Origin of the sequence: Steroidobacter sp., assembly GCF_036406195.1 — a bacterium.
Classification (GTDB): Bacteria; Pseudomonadota; Gammaproteobacteria; order Steroidobacterales; family Steroidobacteraceae; genus Steroidobacter.
In genome coordinates this window covers 26,900-42,849 of the sequence record NZ_DASWVW010000033.1, presented here as the reverse complement: position 1 = coordinate 42,849, position 15,950 = coordinate 26,900, and the positions used below count along the sequence as shown (strand labels likewise).

14 protein-coding genes and 1 pseudogene are annotated in these 15,950 nt (G+C 61.6%); 8 read left to right on the top strand and 7 right to left on the bottom strand.

Translation table 11 applies throughout. The features are described from left to right. Positions 1 to 12: 12 nt before the first annotated feature. The 7 genes from dapA to VGE08_RS15190 all read right to left on the bottom strand — a co-directional run bounded on the left by dapA (position 13) and on the right by VGE08_RS15190 (position 7,269). Positions 13 to 942 (bottom strand): 4-hydroxy-tetrahydrodipicolinate synthase, encoded by a 930-nt coding sequence (dapA, locus tag VGE08_RS15220; RefSeq protein WP_331068760.1) that lies wholly within the window; start codon positions 940 to 942, stop codon positions 13 to 15. A 3-nt stretch (positions 943 to 945) separates the two neighbouring features. Further along, complete coding sequence (locus VGE08_RS15215; protein ID WP_331068759.1) at positions 946 to 2,061, bottom strand: hypothetical protein; 1,116 nt, start codon at positions 2,059 to 2,061, stop codon at positions 946 to 948. 268 nt (positions 2,062 to 2,329) lie between these two features. Then, positions 2,330 to 3,118, bottom strand: coding sequence for an alpha/beta hydrolase (locus VGE08_RS15210; RefSeq protein ID WP_331068758.1), 789 nt, complete (start codon positions 3,116 to 3,118; stop codon positions 2,330 to 2,332). A 58-nt stretch (positions 3,119 to 3,176) separates the two neighbouring features. Continuing rightward, positions 3,177 to 4,289, bottom strand: coding sequence for a DUF2817 domain-containing protein (locus tag VGE08_RS15205; protein WP_331068757.1), 1,113 nt, complete (start codon positions 4,287 to 4,289; stop codon positions 3,177 to 3,179). Further along, on the bottom strand, positions 4,286 to 5,470 hold the full coding sequence (locus VGE08_RS15200) for an MFS transporter (RefSeq protein ID WP_331068756.1): 1,185 nt from the start codon (positions 5,468 to 5,470) through the stop codon (positions 4,286 to 4,288). Before VGE08_RS15200 ends, VGE08_RS15205 begins: the two co-directional genes overlap by 4 nt. A 19-nt stretch (positions 5,471 to 5,489) precedes the next feature. Then, a complete protein-coding gene (locus tag VGE08_RS15195; protein ID WP_331068755.1) occupies positions 5,490 to 5,942 on the bottom strand; it encodes an aconitase X swivel domain-containing protein in 453 nt (150 codons plus the stop codon). Between the two features lie 4 nt (positions 5,943 to 5,946). Further along, positions 5,947 to 7,269 carry an aconitase X gene (locus tag VGE08_RS15190; RefSeq protein WP_331068754.1) on the bottom strand — a complete coding sequence of 441 codons (1,323 nt, stop codon included), beginning with the start codon at positions 7,267 to 7,269 and terminating at the stop codon, positions 5,947 to 5,949. Positions 7,270 to 7,539: 270 nt separating this feature from the next. Here VGE08_RS15190 and VGE08_RS15185 point away from each other — a divergent pair, with 270 nt between their 5' ends. The 8 genes and pseudogenes from VGE08_RS15185 to VGE08_RS26570 all read left to right on the top strand — a co-directional run. Beyond that, positions 7,540 to 8,112, top strand: a complete 573-nt coding sequence (locus tag VGE08_RS15185) for a sigma-70 family RNA polymerase sigma factor (RefSeq protein WP_331068753.1) — start codon at positions 7,540 to 7,542, stop codon at positions 8,110 to 8,112. Continuing rightward, complete coding sequence (locus VGE08_RS15180; RefSeq protein ID WP_331068752.1) at positions 8,109 to 9,134, top strand: FecR family protein; 1,026 nt, start codon at positions 8,109 to 8,111, stop codon at positions 9,132 to 9,134. The genes VGE08_RS15185 and VGE08_RS15180 overlap by 4 nt, the downstream gene beginning before the upstream one ends. A gap of 157 nt (positions 9,135 to 9,291) precedes the next feature. Further along, positions 9,292 to 11,847: a TonB-dependent receptor domain-containing protein gene (locus VGE08_RS15175; protein WP_331068751.1), complete on the top strand. Its 2,556-nt coding sequence runs from the start codon at positions 9,292 to 9,294 to the stop codon at positions 11,845 to 11,847. Further along, positions 11,848 to 12,615, top strand: a complete 768-nt coding sequence (locus VGE08_RS15170) for an SDR family oxidoreductase (protein ID WP_331068750.1) — start codon at positions 11,848 to 11,850, stop codon at positions 12,613 to 12,615. It begins immediately after the preceding gene. A 63-nt stretch (positions 12,616 to 12,678) separates the two neighbouring features. Continuing rightward, the gene (locus VGE08_RS15165; RefSeq protein ID WP_331068749.1) at positions 12,679 to 13,623 is read left to right on the top strand and encodes a 3-keto-5-aminohexanoate cleavage protein; all 945 of its coding nucleotides are present in this window, start codon (positions 12,679 to 12,681) and stop codon (positions 13,621 to 13,623) included. Between the two features lie 4 nt (positions 13,624 to 13,627). Then, positions 13,628 to 14,038 carry an acyl-CoA thioesterase gene (locus VGE08_RS15160; protein WP_331068748.1) on the top strand — a complete coding sequence of 137 codons (411 nt, stop codon included), beginning with the start codon at positions 13,628 to 13,630 and terminating at the stop codon, positions 14,036 to 14,038. Positions 14,039 to 14,580: 542 nt separating this feature from the next. Then, the gene (locus VGE08_RS15155) at positions 14,581 to 15,099 is read left to right on the top strand and encodes an HD domain-containing protein (RefSeq protein ID WP_331068747.1); all 519 of its coding nucleotides are present in this window, start codon (positions 14,581 to 14,583) and stop codon (positions 15,097 to 15,099) included. Between the two features lie 578 nt (positions 15,100 to 15,677). After that, positions 15,678 to 15,848, top strand: a pseudogene (locus VGE08_RS26570) (hydroxymethylglutaryl-CoA lyase); the annotation flags it as partial. Positions 15,849 to 15,950 lie beyond the last annotated feature (102 nt).

Here is a 15,950-nt window from a genome sequence, read left to right as displayed (position 1 = left end):
TCCGGAAGTCGATTATGAATCACGCGCCGGGTTGTCCGTTGCGAGCAGGCCTGCTTCGCGCAGCACGCGATCAAGGCGTGCTTCGACCTCCGCCGAGGCGGGGATCAAAGGCAGGCGATGATGATTTTCACGCAGCAAGCCGAGGCGTTTCGCCATGTACTTGAGCGGGACAGGATTGGTGTCGAAGAAGACCGCGCGATTCAAGTCGAACAACTCGAAGTGCAGGCGCCGGCCCTCTGCAAGGTCGCCGCGCGCCAGCGTTTCATAAAGATCCCTGATCGCTCGCGGCGCGATGTTGCTCACGGCGTTGACCATGCCACAGGCGCCGAGCGCGAGCATCGGAAAGCTCAGCTCCTCGAGGCCGACGAAGATTCGAAACTGCGGCCCGAAGCGCTGCAGAGCCTCAGTGACGAGCGTCAGCTCGGGCGATGCATGTTTCATCCCGACGAAGTGCGGAACTGCATCGGCAATGCGCGCGAGCGTATCGAGCGTGACGTGCACGCACGCGCGGCCTGGTATGTGGTACATGAGCATCGGCAGATCGGTCCTGCGGCCGAGATCCGCGTAGTAAGCAGCAAGGCCCGCCTGCGAGGGACGAATGTAATACGGGGTGACGATCAGCACGGCGTCCGCGCCTACCCGCTGCGCGTGCTCGGTCAGCGCGACTGTCTCCGCGTGGCTCTGCGAGCCGGTCGCTGCCATGACAGGCACCCTTTTGTTCGCGGCTTGCACCGCCACCTCGAGGATCTTCTGGCGTTCGGCGACGGTCAGAACGCTCGGCTCGGCCGTCGTGCCGTTTACGACGATGCCGTGGCTGCCCTCGGTGATTTGAAACTCCACCAACGAGGCGTAAGTGTCGTAGTCGATGTCGCCGGCGGCAGTAAACGGCGTAATCAGCGGCGGATAGGAGCCGCGCAAGAAAGTGCTGTCCAGTTCCAGCATGGTTCAGGGGACCTGCGCGCGATTGGTGACGAAGCCGGTGTGGGTGCCGAGCAAGATGGACGGCTCCTTCATGTTCTCCTGCCACAGGAGCGACTCCATCACGATGTTGAGCGGCTGGTCCTGAATCGTGAGCTCGTACACGACCTCGTCCTCCGAGGCGTGGTTGTGAACGGCCCAGCCGGGCGCGGAGAGCATCAGATCGCCAGCCTTCCACGGATAGATGTTGCCGGCCACGGAACTGCGGCCGCGCCCATGGAAGTAATAGTTGATTGCAGCAGAGACGTGCCGATGCGGACGATCGATGATTCCCGGCGGACGGATCGTAATCGTCGCGAAGAAGTTGGGTGTGGTGCCGTTGGTGCGGCCCGTGACCGGGTTGTAGAGCAGGTACAGGCGGCGCCCGACGTATTCGGCGCCGAGCGATTCGAGTTTCTTCAGCTCGGCTTGCACCTGCTGCCAGGGCCAGTGCAGCGGCTTGGATTCCACCGCGGGCGGATTGATGAGCCTCTCGTACGGCATCAGCATCGCCCCATCGGCGCCGATCGTGAACGTGCCGAATGGGCTCTCGCGGCGCGGATCGTGCGCTTCCTTCGCAGGCGCGTGCTCCGGCTCGCCGGCCGCGGCATTCTCGTCGCACAAGTAGACCTGCATGTAGCGCAGCAATGCCGCGTTCGAGTACGTGAGGCACACCTGCAGATCGTTGCCGTCGTTCACACGCCAATGGGTCGCATACGAGGGTGTGTTCCACACGTCGTAGCGTTGGAAATCGATGCGGCGTCCCGCAGTCATGCTGTGGCCGGAGCCGCGAATGCAGAAATTCACCTCGGTAGCGTTATGACGGAACGGGGCGGTAGCCTCGCCGGGCTTGAGGACCGTCAGCATGACCTGCACGCCCGGGGCGAGCGCCGGCGCGAAGTGCGCGGCACTTGGGTGTACGAACAGAGCCGCGCGGCGCCCGTCGGCCGGACGGGGAAGACTCGCGAGCTTCTCGATCTGCTCCTCGATCTGCTCCTTCGTGAAGATCACAGGCGCCCACGGCGCGTTGTCGGGGGGCGCCTGGTTGGTGATGTCGAGAAAGTGCGGCCTGTCGTTCGGAAAGTTTATGCGTAGTGTGCTCATCGTAGGTTCAATCGATACATGCGTGGCGCGCCCTGCAGCGGCGATCGCCGCAGGGCGCGCCGATATGGTTACGGATTGGCGGCGCTGGCAATAAGTATAGATCTACAATAATTAGATGTCGATGTAAATGTGCCAATAATCGACGACGCTGCCTGCGCGTCTTCGGGACGGCGATCCAGACAGTCACGTTCAAATGGAAACGGCGGTCAAGTTCGTCCGGAATACGCCATCGGGCGCGTCGCACGGGGGAAGATCGACAAGCGGATACTCACGTCGAGTCCATTCCGGTGACGAATCCGATCATTTCCGCTGCCGTGCGCGCAGGCCGCTCGATCGGCATCATGTGTCCTTCGTCAGAGAAGATGACCTCCTTGAAGCAGCGCAAGCCCATCGCGGTGCGGTGCTGTTCAGCCGTAGGGCACACTGCGTCCTTGGCACCGGACAAGACGAGTACCGGTGCTTTGATCGCACCCAGCAGGCCCGCGATATTGAAATTGACCATCTCTTGCGTCTGATACAGCCGATAGGGCCCAGGTGGAACCGCGCAAGCGGCATCGACATAGATGTCCACCTCAGCGTCCGTCACCGGGTGCACGAACATCCCACGATAGTTTTCACGCATTTGCAGTCGGTTTCCGTGGGCGTTCAAGATGGCAGCGACAAGCTCTTCAGGAACGCTGGCTCCGCCACTGGCGGGGAGTGTGCACAGAAGGCAGACCGCGCGGAACGCGTGCGGTTGCTGACTGGCGGCGGCCAGGCCCAGGGCGCCGCCGAGAGAGTGGCCAGCAAAGACTGGCGCTCCTACGTCGAGACCTGCGGCGAATGCCAGAATGTCATCGACCCACTGCGCAGTGGTGCAATTCTCGGTAATGCTACGGGATTCACCGTGGCTGCGAAGATCGAGGGCGTAGACCGTAAAGTAGTTTGCGAGATGCGCATACAAGGGACGGTAGACCGAGGCGCGACCGGAATAGCCATGCACGAACAACAAAGGAACGTTCCCATGCCCATGAATTTCGTAGCTAAGGTTCACTCCATTGACTTTCATGTAGGGCATCGGGACCTCTCCTCATTCAGGTTTTCTTTTCGGGCTTCGCCGCGCCGGACGCCCGGCACTACCAGTCTCGAACCCCTTCCGCCAGGGACCGGAACAACAGCTCGCCGCATTGCCAGACCATCGCCTTCCATTCGAGGGAGTCCGGGTAGCAGTAGCGACGCATGTTCTGGCGGGCCTGCAGCCCGAGTGCGGAGCAAGGATCGCCGTGTGTGAAAACGAAATTGTTCTGGCGATCGCAGTCGAGAGGCATTTTACCGTCGTAGGTGCCGCACTCCATGACCAGGGCGGTTACTTCGACCCCTGGAATCAACCGTTCCAGGGATTCGAAGGGAGTGCAGGGGTGCGCAGGAATCAGCGGGTCGGCGCCGGGCAGGTACAGCGGTGTCTCGATCCAGCGCCTGGTACGGGCGAGCTTGGGCGAGCCCGTCGCTGCATAGCTGATGGCCAGGCATTCATCCGGCTTGCCCCAGGAGGTATGAATTTCCAGGTTGGCGACCCGGGCGCCTGCGCCGATGAATCGTGTGGCGATCTGGTCCACACAGCGCTTCGACCAGCTCGGACCTTGCCCGTGATAGGTCAACCCTTTGGGGTGGTCGTGCTGGCCTCGGCGCACTATGCCGATGAATCGGTCTTCGCCGAATGTGTCGATGAATTGCGCTATCGCGCGCTCGGCTTCATCGCGGATCGTGCCGGCCCATTCAAGGGGATTGATGGCAGCATCGAGTCGATCGTAGAGCAGATTCTCTGCAAAGGGCGGCTCGCAGTAGATGAAATTGCGAAACAGATCGATGTTGTCGTGGTCCTCGCGCCGATCCCATGCCATCCCCCAGGGATTGACGACATGAAACATGACGACCGAGGTATCGCTAGGGAGCGAGTACGCGGCGAGTCGTTTCAGGATTCCGGTCTGGATGGCCGACCCCGCGTAACCCTCCACGCCATGCGTGCCTGCGGTTACCAGCACGACATGTCGAGCATCCTTGGCGCCGATCCGGCAGCCCGTCAATCGCAGGTTCTCGCCGTGAGGACCCTGCAAAGGGTGCTGATACGAGACGATGTCGGCGCCGGCAGCGACGGCCGCCGTGTGGAAACGTTCGTCGGCTTGCGAATATGTGTCGGAGAAGAGTTGCCGGACAGCATCTTCGCTTCGAGACGACTTTGCCTGGCTCACGACTGGACCTGCGCGATGAAACGGCGTTCGCGGACTGCGCTGAAAATCAGCAACGTCAGGATGGTCAGGTACAGGCCAGCCGCGGTCCATCCCATGAGACGAAAAGTACCGACGCGGGCGAGCAGCAAGCCGCCGATGGCAGGCGCGATCGTGAACCCCACGATGATCGCGGCCGACATGCCGGCTGCGACCCGACCGTGGGGATCCAGCGACGCCAGCAGGCCCGCAAAGAAGGGCAGGATAAACGTGTAAGCGAACAGCTGCAGCCACACGCCGCCGACAAAAACGGCCGGGAAGGGGGATTGCGTGACGGCGAGCGTAGCCGCGGTGAGAGCCAGCAGCCCGATGCCGATCGGTGTCAGGCGACCCCACCGCAAACCCAATGCAATGACCAGCAGCGGCGCCAAGCAGTCGATCAGCATGCTGGCGCTGAGCACGGAACCGATCTGTTGCAAAGTCAAGGAGAGCGCGGTGCCGATGCGCTCCACGAAAGCAAACACCATGCCGTGAGCCACCAGCAGCAAGACGATGCTGCTCAGGCCGATCATGGCCGGCAGATTAAGACGAATCGAGAAAGAGATTTGCACGGGGCTGGCGACCGGCGGGCTCGGCGCCGTCGCGGCTTTTGGAAGCCATCGGGCCAGGGGCGCAGCGCCGAATGTTAGAAGTGCCATCAGGCCCGGCAGCCCCGCGCTGCCGTAGGCATTGATGGCCACTGGGGCCGCCAGGAACAGCAGGGCCATGGATAGATTCAGGATGATGAGGATGACCGACATGGCACGCTCCGGTTGAAGAGCGGCACCGACGCCGGCAGCGGCCAGGGCCATCAAGCATCCCTCCCCCAGACCAGCGATCGCTCTGAGCACGAACAGCGCGGGGATATGGGAGGTCGTAGCGGCCAGCACATTGCACAGAGCGACGCTGGCCATGCCGAGGTAAGCCGTCTGCAGCCGATCGATTCGGCTCACGCGCGAGGAAACCGCGATGGAGCCGAGCGCCATTGCTGACATCTCGGCGGTTCCCATCCAACCGGCGGTGGCGCCGCTGGCAGATAGATGGTCCACCAGCACGCCCAGCCACATCGGCAGGAAATTCATGCCCAGAAAGCCAACGAAGTAGCAGCTCGATACGGCTGCAATTACCTTCGGACCGTCCGAGGCGGGGGTCGGTTGCGATTGCATCGGTGATTCGCGTGAAGGGTCAGCAGACGTTGTCGATCCACACCCTGCCGTCAGGCTCGATGCGCAGAATGTCGCCATCGCGCACGCTGGACAGGAATTCTTCTCCCAGATCGTCCACCAGCACGATCGGCTCGCCGATCCAGATCTTTGCCAGGACCATGCCGCCGGCCGTCAAGGAATCCACCGGCTTGGTGAGCAGCAGGGCCTTGGGGGCTATGCCATTGCTGGCCACGTATTCCCAAACCGGGCCCGCCGTGGTTGAGCCGATGCAACTGGGAACGCACAGCACGCGCGCCGCCATGTCTTTGCCAAGTAGGTCGGGATTCTGGCGGTCTGCGCAGAGCGCGTTGGTGGTCTTGTCGACGATGGCATTGCAGTAGGCCGCCAGCGGATTGAATCCGCTCGAGGAGACCAACGCGGCTCCCGTCGTGGCGCCGCCGATAACCATCCTGCCTTTGAAGGATTTTGTCATTCGCCTACCTCGGGCTGGCGCTGCCGGTAACGACGATCCGGGCCAGCTCTTCATCGTCGAAGAGATACACGCCGGTGTTGTAGTGTCGGAGTTTGTTCGAACTCGTGACGACGGCTGCCGGCGCGATGGCCCGGTCCTGCATCAGCCCTTCCAGGCAGAAGGAACTCAATCGCACGCCCCAGCCGGTCAAGCGCTGATAGTCCTCGCCGCTGTGCGAGAACGCCTTGATGACGGCGGGGGCCGCCACGAGAATGGTGTCCACCGCCAATCGGGTGCGACCGTGGCGTTGCATCTGCTCGCCTATCCGGCGAGTCCAATCATGCAGTTGATCCAAGGTCAGGTGCGGACACCCTGCCAGACACATGTCGGGCTTTATCTGCTCGCTGCTCGAGTTGGAATGGATCCGCTGCCGGATCGCCTGGCAGGCTCGATCGTCGATGATCAGTTCCGTCGCTTCCCGGCGCAGCAGCGCGCGGCCGCGCTGAACGGCCTCGGGTGTGATGTTTTCCACATGAAACAAGCCCACTCCGCCGGCGACGGCGCAGGTGGTGCCGAGGTCGTGCAGGAACTGCAACGTGGCGGAGTTGGGGATGGGCTTCAAGTGGCGATCCAGCCCCGCAACGTAGGGCACGCCATCCCAGACGGCCTCGCCGATCAGATTGCCCAGCACCTGCGGATCGGGAAGTTGCGATGTCTCGATTCGGATCAGATGCCCGGCGCGCCGTCCCTCGTCGGTGAGCAGGCCGGCATGCGGCGTCTTGCCCACCAGGTTGGAGATCAACTCGATCACGCCGGCATTGCGATGAGTCCGCGCACCCAGCACGGAGTTGACGTAGACGACGGCCGATGACTCCGCCCAGGCCAGGATCTGACCAAAGCCGGGTTTGTTGCCTACCTGGGTGAACCAAGGCGTACAGGTCGCCTCATGACGTTTCTTGAGTCCCAGCTTGAACAGTAGGGACTGGTAGCGGTCCTCGTGGACATAGCGCTCATCCATTGCCTTTGTCTGAACCGCGTCGAGCTGTAACGCGCTGTCGCGATAGGGCGCGGGTGGGTCGATGGTGAAGGGGAAGGCCGCCTTCAGTCCGGCGTCGGCGAGCTCTTCGAGAAATTCGACCCGAGCGCCCCAGCCGGCGCGCGAGTCATTGATCACCAGATGCCCCGGCCCCTGCACGTCGACCAGACGGTCGGCCTGGAGCGCCTCGGCGTAGAGCACCATCGTCTGCATCAGCTTGCGCTGCGTCTCGCCCAGATCACCATCGAACGCGCGACGCTCCTCCCGACTCAGGCTTTCCAATACCGGCGATGCTGGACCTTGGCTGTGCATGGGCTCGACTGCTTGCGGGAGGGCTGAGCCCCGGCTTGGTTGACTCATCCATCAAGACGTCCGATTGCGCGATTCGAGTAATGCAATCGGCTGTAATAGGTGACCAGCTGATGGCGCAGGCGGGTTGCAGGAAATACTGTCTGCCTTCGGTTACTCGATGGGAGGATTCCATCGTCTATAAGAGGTGGGCCGGCTCCATGACCGACCCGGCTTCGCCGGCAGGTGCCGGGCGGCAGCGCCAGAATGAGCGGGTTCAAGGGGTGACGTGCAATGGCCACGGCGATCGCCGATCCGGAGCGGTCTGAGGAGGATCAGACGGTCGTGCCCTTTCGCACCCGGGAAGGCAGTGCGTTTGCCCGCCTGGTCTATGATCGTCACGACGGCGAGCTCAGGCGCTATCTGCGCCGACGGCTTCGGTCCGCGGCAGATCTCGATGACACGATTCAGGAGATCTACGTCCGCATCGCGCGGTACCCCGATCCGGGTGCCATTCTCAATACCCAGGCGTTCGTGATGACGGCTGCCGCCAACCTGTTGCGGGATCGGTTTGCCGCCGCGGCGAGACATCCGCTCGATCGGGGCTCGCCCATCGAAGACGTCGAATTCCCCTGTGCGCGCCCGTCACCGGAACGGCAGCTCGAGTCGCAGCAGACCCTGGCCCTGGTCATCGATGCACTCAAGGATCTCGCCCCCAAGAGCCGGGATGCGTTGATCTTGCATCGGTTCCGAGACCTGACCTATCCCGAGATCGCAAAGCTGATGGGTTTATCTACCAGTATGGTGCAAAAGCACATCAACCGTGCCTTGGTGCACCTGACCCAAAAATTGAAGGTGGAACCATGAAAGGGCCACGGCGCGGACGTGATGGCAAGTTGCAGGGCGCAGTCGATCAGTTCCTGTCGCTCGGCGTGCCGGAGTCGACGCCGGAGCATGAAGTCCAGGTGCGGGAGGCGCTTGAGAACGATGCTGAGAACAAGCGCAAGTTCAATGAGGTGGCCGATGCGTGGCGTGCTCTGGATCTCGCCCGCAATTCCCCTGAAGTATTGGATACGCTCGCGCGCTACGGATCCAACGCGGTACATCCCGAGCCCCGCCGTTGGACGAAATATCTGGTGGCAGCCTCCGTGCTGATGTTTGTAGGCGTATCGATCGCCTTGTTCTCCAACGGCAGGAGCAATCAGTCGCAGACCTACCAGACTCGATTGGCCGAACAGTCGATCGCCTTGCTCGCCGATGGGTCGACGATGCACCTGAATGCGCGCTCGGCCGTGCAGGTGGATTATTCGTCGGCGCAGCGACACGTGAAACTCATCGATGGCGAAGCTACTTTTCGGGTCGAGCACGATGCCACCCGGCCTTTTCTGGTCATCGTCGATGGGGTATCCGTGCGCGCAGTGGGAACGGAATTCAACGTGCGACGGGAACACGACAGCCTGACGGTCGCCGTGCTCGACGGCGTGGTGGAGGTGACGGGCTCGGCAAACGATCTGCTTCATCAGCATCCCTGGCGCCAACAGCTGCCCCTCGGCAGAGTCTTGAAAATGGATCGAGCCACCTCTGCCGTGAAGGTGGAGGTCGCAACCGCCGACATAGCACGCATCAAAGGCTGGCAGGCGGGAAGGCTGGTGTTTCAAAGCGAGCCACTGCACAGCGTGGTGAAGGCCGTCAATCGGAACATTGATAGCGGTCCGATCGTGATCGCGGATCCTGCCATCCGCGATCTGCCCGTCAACATGAACTTCGATATCAAGCAGTCGAAAGATTTCGTTTCGGCCTTGTTGCTCGGCTTCCCTGTCGAGGCGGAATACCTGAGCAGCGGCGAAATTCGTCTGCGCGCAAAGTCCGACATCCGTCCGGGTGCCTGATTGCAAGCGCCGTCGTCGGCGCGACGTGCAAAAAAAGACGGCCGAATGCATGAAGTGTTGATGTCGGCATTACTGTGATGAGCGTGGTCCCCGTCTTAAGGAAAGGGACGAAGACTCCCACCACTTACTACCAGATTTCATGGGGAGCGAGCACGCGATGAATAGCCAAGCGACATCGATCGAACGGCCCGGGCCGGCCGCGGCCGTCAAGACCGGCAGACACTTTGTGAATCGGATCGCCGCCCTCGCCACGTTGAGTCTGTGCCTGGCATGTTCGGGCCCGGCGAGCGCGGATACCGAAACGGTCGTCGACGTGAATATCCCCGCGCAGGATGTTGCCAGCGCATTCCAGCTCCTGGCCGAGCAAACGGGACTATCGATCATCTTCGCTCCCGATGTGACTGCGGGGATTCGAACGCACGGCGTCTCCGGCAAGTTGTCGGTGCAGGAATCGATCCGCGAGTTGTTGGAGGGGACCGGACTGGAGTACGAGTTCACCGGAACCAATACCGTGACTCTTCACCGCGCAGCGACCGCCGAACCCAAGGGCAAAGGCAAGCCGCCCGTGAAGACCGCACGTGATGGCGCTGCGGTGAGCATGGACAAAGCCAGCTCATCGGCACTCGACAGTCTGGAAGTGGTGGTTGTCACCGCCGAAAAGCGCGACACGAATTTGCAGAAGACCGGCATCGCCATCACGGCGGTTGGTGGCGAGGAGTTGCAGCGCTCGGGAATCGGTGGGCTGCGTGCCATGCAGTTTCTCGCGCCGGGCCTGAAGATTGGAGAGACCCAGGCCAAAACGTTCATCAATATGCGCGGCATCGGCAACGAGTTGTTCAACGCCGGTTCCGATCAGGGCGTCGCCGTCCACATGGATGGGGTTTACCTGGCGCGCAACGAATATCCCTCTTTGGCATTGGTCGATGTGGATCGGGTGGAGGTGCTGCGCGGCCCTCAGGGAACCATCTACGGCAGAAACGCCACGGGTGGCTCCATCAACATCATCACCCAGCGCCCCAGCGCGGACTTCGATGCCCATGCCTCCATTTCCGCGGGCAATTACAACTCGATTACGGAAAGCGCCGCCATCGGCGGCACCCTGGTCGAAGGACGGGTGTTCGCGCGCCTCGCGGTATTCTCCGATTCCCACGACGGCTGGACCAAGAATCTGGGCAACGGTCGGGACCTGGACGATCTCAGCAAGCACGCCTATCGGCTGAGTCTCAGGGGCATCGTTTCCGATACGACGGAAGTGGGCTTGACCATCAATTCCAGCCGCGACAATGGCGCGGGGCCCGCGAGTGTGGTGCGTCGCTCGGCCACGGGACCGGGCATCATTTGGGAGCAAGACGGTGGCCTGCTGAGCACGGGCCGGAACACCTACTCGCCCGATCCGGTCGGTCTGAAGCGCGAGATTCAAGGCCTCAACCTCAATCTGACCCATGACTTCGGTGCGGCCACGTTGAAGACGACCGTGGGAGCCTGGAATCTGTCCTCCGATATCTCCGACGATCTGGACGGCACGTCCTTCTTTACCGGCGATGAGTTCTGGGCGGAAAAGCAGGACCAGCGCACGGTCGAAGTGAATCTCGCCTCCAATGGCGATGGCCGTTTTCAATGGCTGGCGGGTTTGTTCTATTTCGGCGAGACCGCCAAGACCTATTACGACGCGCAACTCGGCGATCTGGGGTTTCTCGGCGGTGAGACTGTCTGCTGCGCCCAGCTCAGTCAGCGCGGCTGGCAGACGCAGGTCAAGGTGCACTCTTATGCGGTGTTCGGCCAGGTAGGTTACAAGTTCACCGAAGCGCTGATGCTGAAAGTGGGCGCGCGCTATACCACCGACGACAAGCGCGAACACGCCAGCCTTGCCATTTTCGGGCCGCCGCTGGTGGAGGATCTGAAGGATTCGTGGCATGACTTCACGCCGCGTGCGGCGCTGGAATATCAGATCAATGACGACGTCCTGGTGTACGGCAGCGTATCCAAGGGGTTCAAGGCTGGCGGCTACAACGTGTGGGGATTGCAGGGCAGGGCGTTCGAGCCGGAGGAGATCTGGAGTTACGAGGCGGGTGTGAAAAGCCGCTTCGCCGACGACCGTCTGCAGGCGAACCTCACCGCCTTCTACAGCAAATATTCCGACCTCCAAGTGAACCAGGTGTTGCCCATCGCGGGCGTGCAGGTCATCAACGCTGCCTCCGCTCGAAGCAGCGGGGCGGAGCTCGAATTCGTGGCGCGTCCGACCTCTGCGTTCCAAATGAACGTGTCGGCGGCGTACCTCGATGCCAAGTTCACTTCTTTTCACAACACGGAGATCGATTACCCAGAGCTCGGCAGTCAGGATTTGTCTGGCAATCGCTTGCCCAAAGCGCCGGCCTTCACCATCAGCACGGCCGCGCAATACAACATCGCCTTGGGAGACGCGGGCAGTGTCACGATTCGCGGGGAATACAACTGGCAGGACGTCGTCTACTTCACGGAGTTCAATCGCAACAACGCCTACCAGCCGGCCGTCGGCCGTTGGAATGCCAACGTCGCTTTCGACAGTGCGAATGGGCGCTGGACGCTCGCCGCGTTCATCAAGAACGGCGGCAACAAACTGGTTACCGAAGGGGCCATCATCGGCGGCCAGAGCTTGGGTAGCCCGGTGTTCGAGTTCTTCTCCCCGCCCAGGCTTTACGGGTTGACCGCCACCTATCGCATAGGAGCCATGTAAATGGCCGGGCAGCAGCGGGTGCTGATTTTCGGCGCTGGCGATAGCGTGGGCCGGCTGACGGCCGAGATGTACGCGGCTGCGGGTGCGCGTGTACATGTTTGCGATGTCAACGCGCAGGCGGTGGCCAGGACGCTGGCAGAGAATCCGGCGTTGACCGGCGCGGCCGGTGACGTGGGAGTGCGAGGTGACGTCGACCGCGTCGCACGGGAAGCGATAGAGGTCATGGGCGGCATCGATGTGATGGCCAATTTCGTGGGTATCGCCGGACCGCGCGCGGCGGTTGAAGATATCTCCGATGAAGACTGGCAGGCGAGCATGCAGGTCAATCTCACCGGTGCCTTCTATGCGATGCGTGCGGTGATACCGGAGATGAAGCGTCAACGCTCGGGCGCCATCGTGAATATTTCCAGCGCCTCGACCCGAACGGGAATTCCGGAACGCTCCCCGTATGTCGTCAGCAAGTGCGCGATCGAAGGGTTGGTCCGGAATGCCGCGCGAGAACTGGGTCCGTTCAACGTTCGATGCAATGCAGTCCTGCCGGGTGCGCTGAAGAACGCGCGGATGGACTTCGTGATTCAGCGTGTCTCCAAGGCCCGAGGGATCACACCGGAAGCCTTTGAAGCGCAGATGCTCAAGTTCACTTCGATGCGGACTCGGATCGAGCTGAAGGAAGTGGCCGACATGGTGATGTTCCTGTGTTCGGATCGCGCCCCACACGTCACCGGACAACTCATCGAGGTGTCCGGTGGGCTCGAATGGGAAGAATGAGCAAGGCGACGAGCGTGTGTTCGGTCCGTCGTGCGAGAAATCAAGAGATGAGGAGTATGTCAGTTGGCCAAGCGCAAAGTGATCGTCACCTGTGCGGTGACGGGAAACGCCCCCTTCAATCCCCAGCACCCGGCGTTCCCCGTGACCCCGGCTCAGATAGCGGCCGCGGCGGCCGAGGCTGCTCGGGCGGGTGCTTCCATCGCTCATTTCCACGTCAGGGATCCCAGGACGGGCGCCGGCTCCCGGGATCGCGGATTGTTCCGCGAAGTCGTTTCCCGGGTGCGGGAGGCAGGCACGGACATCGTGATCAATCTCACCGGCGGGATGGGCGCCACGTTCTATCCCGATCCTGACGATGAAGGGCGTGCGTTACCGCACAGCGATGTCGCCGGCGTGGCCGAACGGGTTGCGCATCTGGAAGACAACTTGCCGGAAATCGCATCGCTCGATGTGACGACCGGCAATCAGGTGGAAGGCGCGCAGGAGTTTGTCTACTTGAATACGACGCGCACGCTGCGCGCCATGGCACGGCGCTTCCAGGAGTTGGGCGTCAAGCCGGAGCTGGAGGCTTTCCAGGCCGGCGATGTGCTGTTCGCCAACCAGTTGATCAAGGAAGGACTGGTCGACGGACCGCCGATGTTCCAGTTTGTATTGGGCGTGAAGTGGGGAGCGCCTGCGGACCCGGAGACGGTTATTTACATGAAGAACCTGATCGAAGCCGCCGATGCCTGTTGGACCGCGATGGGGATTGCCCGTGACGAGTTCCCGATCGCCGCGCAATCGATACTGCTCGGCGGGCATGTCCGCGTGGGCCTCGAAGACAACCTGTATCTGGAGCGGGGCGTGTTCGCCACCAATGGACAGTTGGTGGAGCGGGCGGTCCGGATCATTCAAGACCTGGGATGCGAACCGGCGACGCCGCAAGAGGCGCGAGAGATGCTCAAGTTGAAAACGCCGGGCGTTGCGGCGCCAGGCTTTGGCAAGGCGGCCGCCGGTGGTAGAGGATGACGGCATGATGGCGATCGATACCGCAATCGTGGTGGCCCATCCCTGGTTGTGTGATGCCATGGGGCATATGAATGCCCGACACATCTACGCTGCTTTGGATGACGCGGGGTTCGCGTTGCTCGATTTTCTAGGGTTCTCCAGCGTGCAGTCAGTCCGTGAAGGCAAGGGCTGGGCGGATGTGAGAGCGGAGGTCGAATTCGAGCACGAAGTGGCTGCGGGCTCCGTGCTGCGTGTCCAAAGCCAGATCGTCCGAGTCGGCCGGACCTCCTTTACGCACTTTCACTCACTGTCCTCCCACGCAGGAGTCCGTCATGCAACGGCAAAGACGACGACGGTCAGATTGGATCTGACGGCGGGCAAGGCGATCGCGTTGCCCGAGACGTTCGCCGATGCGGCGAGAGCTTGGTGCGCATGATTTGCATGTCCCGTCACTTTAGTGCCCTTGGTTATGGAGAAGGTCGAAGCGGCGACTCGCGCGCACAGCGAAGTCGCGGGATTCTCCGATCCGGAGCCCGCACGATCGAGACCAAGCCCGCGCTCGCAGCTGAGTATGGCCAACACCGGGAGTAACTCGTCGCGCAGCTATCACCCTGGGTGGAATTCGTTGTGCCATCCGCACCCGATCGCACCGCTTGGGCGACGACACGAATCGTGAAATTGCTACGACTGGCTGAGCAGCACACGCAGCAGGTTAACGGCATGACGTTGCTCTCGCGAGCGGGAAATTTCTTAAGAGCAGGTCACCAGACCTGGCCGTTCAGGCCTACGGCCTGAAGACGTTGCAACAGATCCTGATCGCTTCCAAACTGTTTCATGTTGCGATTTCTGAGACCCACGGTGTCTTTATCGGGAAAATGAGCTGCCGGTGGACCTGACAATGGATGAGCCGGGGAGCCTCAGTTTCAGCGCCTTCTTCGACGGGTCGGAGGCTCGCGCGTGAGCAAGTCATCTAACGCAGTGACGCTGATTCTCAAGGCGGCTCAGTTCGCCGCCCGAAAGCACAAGGATCAGCGCCGCAAGGATGCCGCCGCCTCCCCATACATCAATCATCCGCTCGCCCTTGCCAACATACTTTGGGAAGAGGGCAAAGTAGAGGATCCGGTCGTGATTGCTGCCGCATTGCTACACGATACGATCGAGGACACGGAGACCGCCTATGATGAGCTCCGAGGGCAGTTCGGCGAGGAGATAGCAGAGATCGTTGCAGAGGTCACCGATACCAAGTGGCTCAAGAAGACATCTCGCAAACGACTGCAGGTCAGTAAGACGGCCAGGGCGAGCAGAGCCGCCAAGCTGGTAAAACTGGCGGATAAGATTGCCAACTTGCGGGACATCATCGCAGGCCCGCCAAGCGACTGGTCGATCGATCGACAACGCGAGTACTTCGACTGGGCCAGGGAGGTTGTCGATCAACTCCGGGGTGTGAATGCGCGGCTTGAGCGGCGATTCGATCAACTTTACCAGCAGCGGCCATAGGTCTGGTCTTGCCGAGGCGGGTCAACCCAGCGAATCGAGCCGAACACAGTAGAACTCGCAGCGTGCTGAGCGTCGGGTTGCCGCGGCCCGCCTCGATGTCGGCGAGTGCCTATAGCCGGGGCGCGAACCGTGATCCTGCTGGGGCCGAGCAGCACCGTACCGAGAGTCTCGGGTGCTCGAATTCAGGGACCAGGCGATGCACAAGGTCCTCAGACCGTGGTAACTGAGCACGCAGATGGCAGGGTGTTGTCGACTGTTGTCGACACTACGCAGATTCCAACCAGAAGCGACGCGTCCTAGGGGGTCTGGCTCGGTTGCAATGTTGCAGATGCATGTTGCAAGCGTTGCATTGCCATCGCGAGCGGTCTGTGGCTGCGATCTTTCCACGAGCTTTCCTAGCTCGTGAAATCCCAATCGTCTGTCGCGATAGAGGCTTGCGACCGCTTTGAGCTTGGCAAGTAGATTGCATGCGTACGGCTCCGAAACGTTCTCACATGGAGTTTGGAGATGCTGGCGCCCGTTCGCTTCGGATTGAGGCTTCACTTGGGACGCGCCTCGTCGTCGAAATGCGGTTCGAAATGAGTGATCTCTTGCCTATCAACGAAGTCGGGCCGCGAGACGGCCTGCAAAGTCAGCCCCGACTCGTGTCCTGCTCGGACAAGCTGCGACTCATCGAGGTGCTGGTAAGTGCAGGAATACGCTCGATCGAGGCGACCAGCTTTGTCTCCCCGAAGGCCGTGCCGGGCATGACGGTCCTGCTAAACCGACCCGTCAAAATAGGTTCGCATCCTGCGCTGCTAGTGATCGACGCAACGCGCGGCTTTACCGATCCCAGTGCCCCGACTCGATCC